The following is a 12,608-nucleotide window of genomic DNA, read 5'->3' on the forward strand; positions in this document are numbered from 1 at the left end:
GGGTTCCTCAGGTTGCGTTTATTGGCAAATCAGCGCGTTATTGGGGTCGCGCCGCATCATTTCGCGCGGCAGGTAGGTGCTGAACGTGGGCAGCGCGCGCACCGGCACCAGCGCCCCGGGCAAGGGCGAGAGCCAGTGGTAGTGCAGCGCGGTGATGGTGACCGTCACCCCGGCGCAGCTGGCCGCGTCGCAGCCGGCCGGCTCCCACGCCAGCGCCACCGCGCCGATCTCGGGCACCATCATGCGCATCTTCTGCAGCACCTGGCCGTCATTGGTCGGGTCGGCGCACACCACCGCGTAGCGCGCGCCGGCGCGCGTGGCTTCGGTGGCCGCGTTCCAGGTAAACAGCATGCGCGCCATGTCGGTCGCGCCGAGCAGGAACATGAAGAAGACCACCAGCACGAAGGCCAGTTCGATGGCGGTCGCGCCGTGCCGGGTGGCGTTGGTGCGGGTCGGTTTCATAATGGGCTGCGCATGGTGGCGCTGATGTCGTTGAAGGCGATGACCGAGAACCTGGCGCCGAACATGTTCGCCACCATCGGCCGGAACTGGTAGCCCGACACGCGAATCGTGACGGTGTTCATCAAAGGATCGCTGCCGGCCGTTTGCCAGGTTGGCGTGGGCACGTTGGCGGCGGTGAGCGCCGGGTCGAGCAGGGCGCCGGTGCCGGCCACGTTCCCGTACAAGATCAGGTTGCGCGCCTCGGTCACATGGGTGCCGGGCGTTTGCACGGACAGGTAGCGCACCGCGTCGCGCACGGTCTTGGCGGTGGTGTTGTAGCGGTACACGGCGCGTCCGAGTTCGGCGCACAGCAGCGAGATGATCAAAAGCAGCGGCAGCACGAACGCGAATTCGACCAGGGCCACGCCCTGTTGACGGTGTCTCATGGCGTTCACCTGACCAGTACCGGCACCAGCGGCCCGGCCGCGCCGCCTGGCGTGCCGCCCGGTGCGCAGGGCGAGGTGGCTATTCCCGCCAAGCCGCGGTACTCCAGCCTGGCCGGGTCGTTGGGGCCACTCAGCGGATGGAGCATGAACATGCAGACGAAATCGGTCACCTGGGACGCGCCGTTGATCACCGGGACGATCACCAGGCGCCGGTTGGTGCCGTACTGGCGATGCTCGCCGGCGGCGCCCGGCGTGGCCAGCTTCTGGAAGCTGTTCAGGCGATTGTTGTCGCCAAAGGCGATCAGCGATCCGGTCTTGATATTGGCGCCGGTGTCGGCCAGCGAGGCCCAGGCGGCGCGCTTGGTGACGTAATTTTGCGCGCTGGCGTGCGAGCCGGCAGCCGGGGCGCCGGAAAACGCGTTCTGCGGCACCGCATTCTTCCAGTTGGCGCTGGTGTACGAATAGCCGCTCTGGTCGGGGTGGTTCAAGCTGGGCGAGTCGCTGTTCTTGTAGACCCCGAAGCGGTAGTTCCACGGCCGGTCCACGCTGGTCTGCGCACCCGGCGTACCGAGCGTGTCGCCCAGGCGCGTGCCGCAGTAGCCTCCTTCGGCCAGTTCGGCGGCCGTTTCGCTGGCGCTGTTGCTGCCGTCGAGGTTATACCAGCCCATTTCGCCGGCCGCCGCCGCCGCGCCGCCCTTGTCGAACACGGTGACCCATTCGCCGACCAGGAAACCATAGTTGTTCGAGGCCGTGCCGCCGACCCTGGCCTTGACCGCCACCGGGATCGGGCAGGTGCTCTGCGAGCTGGCGCGCGTGGCGACCGCGCTGGCCAGCACCGCGCGCGTGGCCGGATTGGCGGCAGTGTTGCCGTTAAAGGCCCCCAGCGCGTGCAGGAGCCACATTCTGACGCCATTCTGGCGGTGCTCGCACTGCGCGTAGCGCGCGCCGGCGGGCGTGGTGGTGGGCAGGTAGGCCGCGTCGCGGAAGCTGATGCCGGCGTCAAGCAACCGGCCCTGGCCATCCCAGTTGGCCGACTGCAGGTTGACCCGGTTCAGGTTGGCCGCAGTGGTCCCGGCGCGGCGCGCGCGCGCCAGCGATCCGCTCTGGCCGTCGAGCTCCTGGGCGGCCGCCAGTGCGCAGCTGTCCATGGCGGTCTGCAGCTCGGTCTTGACGATGAACAGGCGCCCCAGGTCGAAGGCGATGGCGACAAACCCCAGCAGGAAAAACAGCAGGAAGCAGACCGTCAGGATCACCGCGCCAAGCTGGCGCTGGTGAACGGCGTATCGAGTGTGCGGGATCATGGTTTTTATCCGAAAAATGACGGGCCGCGGGCAGGCCGCGGCCCGTCGGCTGGGCTTAGGCGCAGGAGGTGCCGGTCAGGCAGTTGGCGACGCGGGTGATGAAGCCGTCGAAGTTGGTGCCGGTCAGGTTGCGTAGCGCGACCACCAGGATGATCGACACGACGGCGATGATCAGCGCGTATTCGACCACCTGGGCGCCTTCGTCGTCGCGCAGGAAGGAGCCGACGGCGCGGCTGGCGGTGTTGAGCATGGCGTTCATGATGTGGACCTTTCAGGGTTGAGATGGGAGCAGTGGGGCAATCAGGCGCAGGTGCCACCGGACAGGCAGGTGCCGACGCGGGTGATGAAGCCGTTGAAGTCGGTGCCGGTCAGGTTACGCAGCGCCACCACCAGGATGATCGAGACGACCGCGATGATCAGCGCGTACTCGACGACCTGGGCGCCTTCGTCGTCGCGGACGAAGGATTGGAGCGACTGGCTTGTCGTTTTCAAAAAAGTGTTCATTTCGCGTACCTTTCGAGTGAGATGGATGGGCAAACATGCCCGCCCCTGCGGGCGGGGTACTGCGCCGGCAGCGGCCCCGTGGCCGCTGCCGGATGCTTCACCGGGCGGCGGGGCCGCCGGCGTTGATAACGGTGATCACGGGCGGCGGCGTCTTGAAGCTGTCCTGGTAGCGCGCCATGGCTTCGCGCGCGGCCTGGCCGTCGATGCCCCCCGCCGCACCTGGCGCCGCGCCGGCCTGCGGGTCGATGGTCATGGCGCTGCGCGCCTGGCGCACGGCGTCGCCGAAGCGGGCGTCGTAGCTGGGGGCGGTGGCGCAGCCGGCCAGCGCGGCCAGCGCGGCCAGCACGGCGCAGAAGATCGGTTTATTCATGGCGCTCTCCTTATTTGTGGTTGGCGGGGGCGGACTTGCCCTCGGTCTTGCCCATGAAAATCAGGTCGGCACGGTCGGCCGGTACATGGTTGTCGGTCGGCGTGGCCAGCGCGGCGGCCGGCTTGACCAGGCGCGGCGTGATGATGAAAATGAGCTCGGTCTGGTCCTTCTGGAATTCGGTCGAGCGAAACAGTGCGCCGAGCACCGGAATGTCGCCCAGGCCCGGAAAGCGCGACAGGGTTTCGGTCACGTTGTTGCGGATCAAGCCAGCGATGGCGAAGCTCTGGCCATCGTTCAGTTGCACGGTGGTGTCGACCCGGCGCGTGGTAATCGACGGCAGCACCGAGGTCACGCCGCCGCTGGTGGTGAAGGGCGAACCGGTCTGCGCCAGCTCCGACACTTCCGACACCAGCTTGAGGTTGATGCGGGCGCCGCCCAGCACCGTCGGCGAGAACTTCAGGCCGACCCCGAATTCCTTCTCTTCCAGCGTGACGTTGGCGCCGCCGGCCTCGCGCGCCTGGGCCACCGGGATGAAGATCTTGCCGCCCGACAGAAAGCTGGCCGACTGCCCGCTGATGGCCATGATGTTCGGCTCGGCCAGCACCCGCACCAGGCCATCCTTTTTCTGCGCATCGATGCCAAACAAGGTGGCGCCGCGCGCGCCCGCCGCCAGCCTGGCGCCGGCGCCCGCATTGGCGCCCCGGAGCGTCGCATCGGCCACGATCCCGAGCGCGGCGCCGGAGCCGCCGTGACTGAACTGGCCGGCCAGCGCCGGCGCGCCGCCCAGGATGCCCGAGATCACACGCGAGCTCAGGCCGTCGGCCGAGGCCACCATGCGGGCGAAGTCGATCCCGAACTTGTCGAGCAGGGTCTTGCTCACTTCGGCGATTTTCACTTCCAGCATCACTTGCTGGGGCGAGCTCACGCGCAGCAGGTTCAGCACGCGCTTGCCGCCGCCGTAGGCGCCGGCCACGCGCAGCGCCTCGTCGAGCTGGCCGGCGTCGCGCACGCTGCCGGTCAGCACGATGGCGTTTTCGGCGCTCTTGACGACGATCCCGGTTTCCTCGGGCATCAGCTCGGCGAGCTTGGCTTGCAAGGTGGCCGGGTCGATCGCCACCACGATGTCGCGCAGGGTGCAGATACCGCCCGCATCCTGCAGGATCAGGCTGGTGGCGCCGGCCTTTTTACCGAGCAGGAACAGGTCTGTCGGGCTGAGCAGAATAACGTCGATCTCGGCCACGCCGTCCGCCTCCGCCGTGTCGGCGCCGGCCGGCGCCGCTGCCGACGCGGGCTGCTTGCTGTCGCGCTGGCCGCTGGCGACGATGCGGATCACCGGCGCCGCCAGGGGAATCACCGACGATTTGCCGAGCATCACCTGGGCCGCTGGCGCCACGATCACCGACTTGCAATTCCTGGTGCCGCTGGCGCCGGCTGCCGCCGTGGCGCTGTTGGGGGCGGCAACCATGCCGGCCGTCGCGACGCACAGGGCCGCCATGCGAATGTGCTTGTTCATGAGTCAAGTCTCCGTGGCTGTTCAAAAGCAGTTCATTGCCAGCACGCCGTGCTGGATCACTTCCACGCAATGGGCGCGCCTGGCTGGCTGGGCGGCAACCGCTTGCGCCGGGCGCGCCTGGCGCGGCACCGGGGCCGCCGCCGGCGCCGGCAGGATCGCGGCAGCCTTCCGGGCGCCGAACAGCTCTTCCTTGGTGATGCCGGCGGTGGCCACCGTCTTCTGGTCGACCTGGTTGCGCAGCACCAGCGACAGGGTGCCGACGCTGCGCGCCAGGTCCAGCTTCTCGGCGTCGTCCAGGGTCAGCTCCAGGGTGACGGCGCTGACCACCTTCGGCTTGGTGTCGTCGCGCCCGGCTTCCTGGGCGACAGCCAGCACCAGCACCCGCTCCAGCACCGTCTTGCTGATCTGCTTGCCTTCTTCGGCGCCGGATTTTTCCTGCTGCGCATTGACCATCACGTCGACATAGTTGCCGGGCAGGGCAAAGCCGGCCACGCCCACCACATCGTTGACGCGCACCGTCATGGCGCGCTTGCCTTCGGCGATGACAGCCGACAAGCCACCCTTGGTGCCCAACGGCGCCAGCTTGCCGTCGAGCAGCGGTTCGCCGCGCAGGATGCTGACCCGGGCGATGCGGTCCTGCAGCTCGGCGGCGCTCTTGAACGCGGCGGGCGGCGTGGCGCCGGCCGGCCAGTCGAGCTGGGACAGCATTTCGGCGTTGATCTTGCTGCCCGGGTCGATGTCGACCGCCGCCACCACTACCTTGTTGACGGTCACGCCACCCTGGCGCGATACCCAGCCGGCGGCGTAGACGGCCGCCACCAGGCCGATGAGGAGGGCGAACGCGATCAGCCCAAGTGCCTTGAGGTTTTTCATGGTGATGTCTTTCGCGATGTCGTTGGCCGGGAGTCAGACCAGGTTGAACTGCTGGGCGACCAGGTAGCAGGTGGTGCCGATGGCGATGCTGATGCCGTAGGCGAGCCTGCCGACCGAGGGCATGGCGCCGGGCGCCAGTTGCGGCTTGCCGGCGGCAATGGCGGACCAGAACATGGCGCGCATGGCGGCGCCGGCGTTGGCCAGCAGCCGTCCCATGACTCGTTTGCGCAGGCCGAAGGCGAGGGCGGCGATACCGGCGCTGAGCACGCAGAACAGCAGCGCCTGCAAGGTCGCGTGAAAGCCGAGGAAAGCGCCGACCATCGCCATCAGCTTGACGTCGCCGGCGCCCATCACGCCCATCGCGTACATCGGCAGCATGGCGCAAAAGCCGAGCAGCATGCCGGCCGGAGCCCAAGCCCAGCCGGCGTGCCAGACCGGCGGCACGACGGTGTTGTAGACCAGCGCGAAGACGATGCCGCCGAACGTGATCAGGTTGGGAATGCGGAAAGTGCGGTAGTCGCATACGGCCGCCGCCGCCAGCAGGGCCAGCAGCACCCCGGTACGCGGATCGGTGACCAGCATGCCGAGCAGTTCGAAGAAGAGGGCTGTGTCGTTCATGGTGATGGGCCGGTGATGTTGTCGGGAATCCGCGAGGCCAAGTGGCGTTTGCGTGATCGGTGAGACGAGTATATTTAGGCGGACTCGGCTGCGAATCGGCCGGATGTCCTGTCCGGCATGGGAGGGAACGCCTGATTTACGTGGGCCAGCTAGTACAAATGTCATGCGCCTTGGCGGCCGGGCCGTGCTGTCTAAGGTGTAACATTGCAAAATTGGCAGCGGGGCGTCGGCCGTATTCTTCATTGGAGGTAAGCATGGCAACATCAGGCAAGCCGGCACTCGTCCTGGCGATGGTGGCGGCGGCAATGGGCACGGCCTCGGCCACGGCCGAGGAGGACGTCAAGTGCGGCATGTGCGAGGAATGGAACCAGCCGCAGCAGCCGTTCCAGATTGTCGGCAATACCTACTATGTCGGCCCGCGCGGCTTGTCGGCGGTGTTGCTCACCAGCGAGCAGGGCCATATCTTGCTCGACGGCGCATTGCCGCAGTCGGCCCCGCTGATCATCCGCAATATCGCGGCGCTTGGTTTTCGCATCGAGGATGTGAAACTGATCGTCAATTCCCATGCGCACGACGACCATGCGGGCGGCATTGCCATGTTGCAGCGCGCCAGTGGCGCCAGCGTGGCCGCCAGCGCAGCCGGGGCGCAGGCGTTGCGCGCCGGCCTGGTCGGGCCGGACGATCCCCTGTACAAGGCCAACGGCCCGGACCGCTTTCCCAAGGTGGCGCAGGTGAGCGAGGTGGCCGACGGCGTCATCCTGCGCGTCGGCCCGCTGGCCATCAAGGCCCACATGACACCCGGCCACACCACCGGCGGCACCACGTGGACGTGGCAATCGTGCGAGCCAAAGCGTTGCCTCGACGTGGTCTATGCCGACAGCCTCAATCCCATTTCGCACGATGGGTTCCGCTTTTCGGGCAGCGCCACGATGCCGGAACGCGTGCGCTCGTTCCGGGCCAGCATCGACAAGGTGGCGGCGCTCAAGTGCGACGTGCTCATTGCGGTGCATCCGGGCTTTTCCAACCTGATGGAAAAGCACGCGGCGCGCACCGCCGGCAGCAATCCGTTCATCGACCCCGAGGCGTGCCGCGCCTACGCCGCCAACGCCGGTCAGCGCCTGAACCGGCGCCTGGCCAGCGAAGCGTCGCAATGACCGGTCCTCCGTGATCCGGCGCATCGCCGTGGTGGCGTTGCACCTGCTGATCCTGCCGGCGCTGGCCAGCCTGGCGCCGCTGCCCTTGGCCATGATGGCGGACCTAAAGGGCCATGCAAGCAAGGCAAAGACGCTGCTGCTGAGTGTTGTGCTGGCGCTGCCGGTCAGCGTTGTTCTGTTGCTTGTGCTGCTGCGGTGCAGGCGCTTGGACAATGCCGGATGGCATTGAGCCGGCATGCGTCGATGGCGTCGACAGAATGCGGGTCTGTTCGTTTCCTTTCGCAACTTTGACTGTGCCTTGAATGTTGGATAAGATGGTCCCAACACAGTCGCCACACGTCCTCCTCAACGGGGAGAGTCCTTTGAAAAAAGGCGTGCAAAAGGCGGCTTTTCTATTTGGGGAAGCGCCTTGGCAATATTCTCTAAGTCCTCGCAACCCCCATCCGCACTGGTGGCCAAGCTGCTTGCGCAAAATTTGCACGTCACCGACGAAAAGCGTGCACTTCAATACCTTACTTTTATCGGCCATTACAGGCTGAAAGGGTATTGGTTTCATCTGATCGATCCGGCCACAAAGCAATTCAAGCCAGACACGACGTTCGACATGATCAGGGATCGTTATGAGTTCGACCGGGAAATTCGCGCGTTGATCCTGGAGGCAGTTGAACGCCTTGAGGTGGCAATTCGCACCGTCATGTGCAATTTCCTTAGCCTGGAATATTCACCTCACTGGTATCTGGATAGCAAGCTGTTCAAGCCCTTACGCACATTCGGGATGGGCCGGATGTTGTCCAAGATCGAAACCGAGGTAGAGCGGGCTGGCGACAGGCGATTCATACAGGCGTACTACGAATCCTACGATGACCCTTACCTGCCGCCGAGTTGGGCCATGAGTGAGTGCGTCAGCCTTGGCATGCGGTCGCGAACGTACAAGATTTTACGTGACCCGAGCGACAAGAGGGCGATAGCGGCAAAATTTGGCATCAACCAAGTTGAGGTGTTTGAAAGCTGGATGCATACGCTTACGGTGCTGCGCAACACGGCGGCACATCATGACCGAATTCTCCATCGCAAACTCGGTGTTGCGCCCGCTAACCATAAAGCGCGCGGTATCAAATTTAACGACAATAAATCAGCCTATGCAGCACTCACTGTAGCGCATGTATTACTTGATGCTATCGGCTTCAACACGACCTTCCGGCAGCGCTTGATCGACTTGCAAGCGCGGTATGACATGGGGATGATGCAGGAGTTGGGCTTTCCGGTTAATTGGCCCAAACATGCTGCTGGCTGGTGACATTCAGCGTTGCCCACGGTAATCGCGTTCACGCTGCGATGATCGCGGCTTGACTCTGACAGTACTTGCAAGCACGCAGGCGTTTCCAATTCAACTCCCATTTTGACCTGGTATCGAGGCGAGGTTCTTGCGCCGTCCAATCGTGCCCACCCATTACTACACAAGTGTATAATAATTCGCATGAACCGCCCATCTCAAAAAATCGATGCCCAGCTGATCGCCTCCGGCATGCTCTTGCTGCCCCAGACCGGCTGCGCCGGCCTGTCGGTGCGCAAACTGGTCGAACACGCCGGCGTCAACCTCGGCATGTTTCATTACCACTTCAAGAACAAGGATAATTTCCTGCGCGTGCTGCTGCAGCACATGTACGAGGAAATGTTCGCCGCCCTCACGCTGCGGGCGCAAGCGTCCCAAGGCGGCGCGCGCAGCCTCGATGGCGCGCTGCGCGTGCTGGCCGGCTTCGCCAGCCGCCACCGCCACCTGCTCCTGACGCTGCTGTCCGAAGCGATGCGCGGCGAAGCGCTGCCGGCCGCGTTCCTGCGCGAGAACCTGCCGCGCCACATCGCCGTGCTGGCGCAACTGCTGCGCCAGGGCCAGGCCGAGGGCGACATCATCGACGCCCCGGTCATGCAACTGCTGCCGTTCGTGCTCGGCGCGATCGCCGGTCCCCTGTTCGCCGGCGGCGCGCTCGAACGCCTGCCCGCCGCCGCGCCCGAGCTGGCGGCGCTGGCGCAGCAGGCGCTGTTGTCCGATCAAGCCATCGCCCTGCGCATCGACCTGGCCATGCGCGCCATCCTCGTCGCTCCGAAGGGGTTTGCGCCGCCATGAAACCATTCCTGTTCGCCGCGGCCGTGCCGTTGATCCTGTGCGTGGCCTGCGGCCATGCGCCCGACGACGCCTTTCCCGGCTACGCCGAAGGCGAGTACGTGCGCCTGTCGGCCCCCCTGGCCGGCACATTGACCCAGGTGCACCTGCGCCGCGGCGACCGGGTCCGGGCTGGCGCGCCGGCCTACGTGCTGGAACAAGCCAGCGAAACGGCGGCGCGCCAGGAAGCGCAAAGCCGGGTCGGGCGCGCCGAGGCCCTGCTGGCCGACTTGCGCAAGGGCGCGCGCAGCGACGAAGTGGCGGCGCTGGCGGGGGCGCTGCGCGAAGCCGAAGCGGCGCTGGCGCTGTCGCAGGCGAACCTGGAGCGCGAGCGCAAGCTGGTGGCCGACAAATTCATCGCGCGCGCCCGGCTCGATCAGTCGGCGGCGGCGCTGGCGGCCGACCGCGCCCGCGTGGAACAGGCGCGCGCGCGCCTGCGCGGGGCCGGCGCCAGCGCCCGCAGCGACCAGGTGGCGGCCGCCGAAAAGGAAGTCGAGGCGGCGCGCGCGCAGCTGGCGCAGGCCCAGTGGAAAGTCGACCAGAAAGCCCAGGCCGCGCCGGTGGGCGGCATGGTCAGCGAGGTCGCCTACCGCGCCGGCGAATGGGTGCCGGCCGGCGCGGCCATCGTCACCTTGCTGCCACCGGCGAACATCAAGGCGCGCTTCTTCGTTCCCGAAACGGAACTGGGCAAGATCCGCGTGGGGCAGGGCGCCGTGATCGCCTGCGACGGCTGCGCCGGGCCGCTCAAAGGGCGCATTACTTTCATTTCGCCCGAAGCCGAGTACACCTCGCCCCTCATCTACAGCAAGGAAAACCGCGCCGCGCTGGTGTTCATGGTGGAAGCGTCGCCCGAACCGGGACAGGCCGAACTCCATCCCGGCCAGCCGCTGACGGTGCGCACGGAGCCGCCGCCGTGAGCATCCCCTTGACGACTTCGGCGGGCGCGCCCGCCATCGTCATCGACGTCCAGGGCCTGACCAAGTCCTACGGCGGGCGCATGGTGGTCGACCATGTCGACATCCGCGTCGAGCGTGGCCGCATCTACGGCTTCCTGGGCCCGAACGGCAGCGGCAAGACGACCACCATCCGCATGCTGTGCGGCCTGCTCACGCCCGACGAAGGGCAGGGCCAGTGCCTTGGCTACGACATCCGCACCGAGGCGCGCCAGATCAAGAAGCAGGTCGGCTACATGACCCAAAAATTCGGCCTGTACGAGGACTTGAGCATCGAAGAAAACCTCGACTTCGTGGCTCGCGTCTACCAGGTCGCCAACCGGCGCGGCCGCATCGCCAGCACGCTCGAACGGCTTGGCCTGGCCAGCCGCCGCACGCAACTGGCCGGGTCGCTCTCGGGCGGATGGAAGCAGCGGCTGGCGCTGGCGGCCTGCCTGATCCACGACCCGCAACTGCTGCTGCTCGACGAACCGACGGCCGGGGTCGACCCGTCCGCGCGGCGCGAATTCTGGGACCAGATCCACGACCTGGCCGCCGCCGGCATGACGGTGCTGGTGTCGACCCACTACATGGACGAAGCGGAGCGCTGCCACCAGCTGGCCTACATCGCCTACGGCAAGCTGCTCGCGCGCGGCAGCGTGGCCGAAGTGATTGCCGGCGCCGGCCTGCGCACCTGGTCGCTCACCGGCCCGGACTTGAACAGCGCCGCCCACAGCCTGCGCGGCGCGCCCGGCATCCGCACGGTCGCACCGTTCGGCATGACCTTGCATGTCAGCGCCGACTCGGCCGACGCGTTTGCGCAAGCGTTGGCGCGGCCAGGCCTGGCGCGGCTTGCCGCCACCCCGATCGACACCAGCCTGGAAGACGTCTTCATCGCGCTGATGCAGGACGCGCAGGATAACTTCGGCGGAGCGGCGCCATGAACTGGCGGCGCATGCTGGCGGTGCTGCTCAAGGAACTGCGCCAGGTGGGGCGCGACCGGCTCACTTTCGGCATGATGGTCGGCATTCCGATCATGCAGCTGATCCTGTTCGGCTTTGCCATCAACGGCGACGTGCGCCACCTGCCGCTGGCGGTGGCCGACCTTGACCGCAGCGTGTTTTCGCGGCGCCTGGTGGCGGCGCTGGAGACGTCGCAGTACTTCCGCACGGTGCGCCATGTGTCGGGCGCGGTGGAGGGCGACGCCTTGCTGGCGCGCGGCGAGGTGCAGTTCGTGCTGGTGGTGCCGGGCGACTTTTCGCGCAAGCTGGTGCGCGGCGAACGGCCGGCGATCCTGCTGGCGGCCGACGCCACCGATCCGGCCGCCACCGGCAACGCGCTGGCGTCGGTCAACGCGATCGCCGCGCGCGCCATCGGCGCAGAGCTGCGCGGGCCGCTGGCGCGCTTGCGGCCGATCGAGGCGCCGTACGACATCCGCAGCCAGCGCCGCTACAATCCGGAAGGGCTGACCCGCTACAACATCGTGCCCGGGCTGATGGGCGTGATCCTGACCATGACGATGGTGATGATGACGGCGCTGGCCATGACGCGCGAGCGCGAACGCGGCACCATGGAAAACCTGCTGGCCACGCCGGTGTCGCCGCTCGAAGTCATGATCGGCAAAATCGTGCCGTATATCCTGATCGGTTACATCCAGGTGGGCGTGATTTTGTTGGCATCAATGCTGGTGTTCGACGTGCCGATGGTGGGCAGCCTGGCGCTGTTGTCCGGCGCGCTGGTGCTGTTCATCGCCGCCAACCTGGCGATCGGCTTCACGTTTTCGACCATCGCGCGCAACCAGATGCAGGCGATGCAGCTGACCTTCTTTTTCTTCCTGCCGTCGATGCTGCTGACCGGGTTCATGTTCCCGTTCCGGGGCATGCCGGGATGGGCGCAGGCGATCGGCGAAGTGCTGCCGCTGACGCACTTCTTGCGTATCACCCGCGGGATCATGTTGAAGGGGAACGGGCTGGCCGAGGTGCTGCCGCACGCATGGCCGATCGCGCTGGCGATGGGTGTCGCCGGCAGCGTCGCCATGCTGCGCTATCGCCAGACCCTTGACTGAACGACCGGCTGCTAGCAGTCAGCGCTGGCGCGCGGCTTGCGGCGGCGCCGGATCAGCGCGCCGATGCCGATCACGCCGCCCAGGGCGATCCCGGCAACCGAGGGGTCAGACCCTGACCCTTCCCCTCAAATTTTGCTTGTAAACGAATTAGGATGGTGTTAACTTTCAATCCCAAAAACGGTGCATGCATGGCTGTGTTACCCCTTTACTTCGTAGCGACCAAACTGCGA

General features: G+C 66.5%; 16 protein-coding genes. 7 read left to right on the plus strand and 9 right to left on the minus strand.

The window, feature by feature from the left end:
• Window positions 1-18 precede the first annotated feature (18 nt).
• From F2P46_RS30715 to F2P46_RS30755, 9 genes are all read right to left on the minus strand, one after another.
• Complete coding sequence (locus F2P46_RS30715) at window positions 19-462, minus strand: TadE family protein (RefSeq protein WP_166897543.1); 444 nt, start codon at window positions 460-462, stop codon at window positions 19-21.
• Complete coding sequence (locus tag F2P46_RS30720; RefSeq protein ID WP_166897546.1) at window positions 459-887, minus strand: TadE/TadG family type IV pilus assembly protein; 429 nt, start codon at window positions 885-887, stop codon at window positions 459-461. The genes F2P46_RS30715 and F2P46_RS30720 overlap by 4 nt, the downstream gene beginning before the upstream one ends.
• A 5-nt stretch (window positions 888-892) precedes the next feature.
• The gene (locus tag F2P46_RS30725; protein ID WP_166897549.1) at window positions 893-2,188 is read right to left on the minus strand and encodes a Tad domain-containing protein; all 1,296 of its coding nucleotides are present in this window, start codon (window positions 2,186-2,188) and stop codon (window positions 893-895) included.
• A 55-nt stretch (window positions 2,189-2,243) separates the two neighbouring features.
• The gene (locus F2P46_RS30730; RefSeq protein WP_229509522.1) at window positions 2,244-2,447 is read right to left on the minus strand and encodes a Flp family type IVb pilin; all 204 of its coding nucleotides are present in this window, start codon (window positions 2,445-2,447) and stop codon (window positions 2,244-2,246) included.
• 41 nt (window positions 2,448-2,488) lie between these two features.
• The gene (locus F2P46_RS30735; protein ID WP_166897553.1) at window positions 2,489-2,692 is read right to left on the minus strand and encodes a Flp family type IVb pilin; all 204 of its coding nucleotides are present in this window, start codon (window positions 2,690-2,692) and stop codon (window positions 2,489-2,491) included.
• Window positions 2,693-2,789: 97 nt separating this feature from the next.
• Window positions 2,790-3,062, minus strand: coding sequence for a hypothetical protein (locus tag F2P46_RS30740; protein ID WP_166897556.1), 273 nt, complete (start codon window positions 3,060-3,062; stop codon window positions 2,790-2,792).
• A gap of 10 nt (window positions 3,063-3,072) precedes the next feature.
• Window positions 3,073-4,575 carry a type II and III secretion system protein family protein gene (locus tag F2P46_RS30745; protein WP_166897559.1) on the minus strand — a complete coding sequence of 501 codons (1,503 nt, stop codon included), beginning with the start codon at window positions 4,573-4,575 and terminating at the stop codon, window positions 3,073-3,075.
• A gap of 21 nt (window positions 4,576-4,596) precedes the next feature.
• Window positions 4,597-5,448 carry a Flp pilus assembly protein CpaB gene (cpaB, locus tag F2P46_RS30750; RefSeq protein ID WP_166897562.1) on the minus strand — a complete coding sequence of 284 codons (852 nt, stop codon included), beginning with the start codon at window positions 5,446-5,448 and terminating at the stop codon, window positions 4,597-4,599.
• Between the two features lie 33 nt (window positions 5,449-5,481).
• Window positions 5,482-6,066: a prepilin peptidase gene (locus F2P46_RS30755; protein ID WP_166897564.1), complete on the minus strand. Its 585-nt coding sequence runs from the start codon at window positions 6,064-6,066 to the stop codon at window positions 5,482-5,484.
• A 254-nt stretch (window positions 6,067-6,320) separates the two neighbouring features.
• On the opposite strand from F2P46_RS30755, the gene bla reads away from it, so the two are divergent.
• The 7 genes from bla (at window position 6,321) to F2P46_RS30790 (ending at window position 12,378) form a co-directional block, all read left to right on the plus strand.
• Window positions 6,321-7,220 (plus strand): subclass B3 metallo-beta-lactamase, encoded by a 900-nt coding sequence (gene bla / locus F2P46_RS30760; RefSeq protein WP_166897567.1) that lies wholly within the window; start codon window positions 6,321-6,323, stop codon window positions 7,218-7,220.
• 10 nt (window positions 7,221-7,230) lie between these two features.
• On the plus strand, window positions 7,231-7,449 hold the full coding sequence (locus tag F2P46_RS30765; protein WP_166897569.1) for a hypothetical protein: 219 nt from the start codon (window positions 7,231-7,233) through the stop codon (window positions 7,447-7,449).
• A 180-nt stretch (window positions 7,450-7,629) separates the two neighbouring features.
• On the plus strand, window positions 7,630-8,517 hold the full coding sequence (locus tag F2P46_RS30770; RefSeq protein ID WP_166897572.1) for an Abi family protein: 888 nt from the start codon (window positions 7,630-7,632) through the stop codon (window positions 8,515-8,517).
• Between the two features lie 180 nt (window positions 8,518-8,697).
• The gene (locus F2P46_RS30775; RefSeq protein WP_166897574.1) at window positions 8,698-9,345 is read left to right on the plus strand and encodes a TetR/AcrR family transcriptional regulator; all 648 of its coding nucleotides are present in this window, start codon (window positions 8,698-8,700) and stop codon (window positions 9,343-9,345) included.
• Complete coding sequence (locus F2P46_RS30780; RefSeq protein WP_166897577.1) at window positions 9,342-10,298, plus strand: HlyD family secretion protein; 957 nt, start codon at window positions 9,342-9,344, stop codon at window positions 10,296-10,298. The genes F2P46_RS30775 and F2P46_RS30780 overlap by 4 nt, the downstream gene beginning before the upstream one ends.
• Window positions 10,299-10,300: 2 nt before the next feature.
• The gene (locus F2P46_RS30785; RefSeq protein WP_368737976.1) at window positions 10,301-11,257 is read left to right on the plus strand and encodes an ABC transporter ATP-binding protein; all 957 of its coding nucleotides are present in this window, start codon (window positions 10,301-10,303) and stop codon (window positions 11,255-11,257) included.
• Window positions 11,254-12,378 carry an ABC transporter permease gene (locus F2P46_RS30790; RefSeq protein WP_166897580.1) on the plus strand — a complete coding sequence of 375 codons (1,125 nt, stop codon included), beginning with the start codon at window positions 11,254-11,256 and terminating at the stop codon, window positions 12,376-12,378. The genes F2P46_RS30785 and F2P46_RS30790 overlap by 4 nt, the downstream gene beginning before the upstream one ends.
• Window positions 12,379-12,608: the final 230 nt, after the last annotated feature.

It is taken from the genome of Massilia sp. CCM 8734, assembly GCF_011682155.1.
Classification (GTDB): Bacteria; Pseudomonadota; Gammaproteobacteria; order Burkholderiales; family Burkholderiaceae_D; genus Telluria_A; species Telluria_A rubra.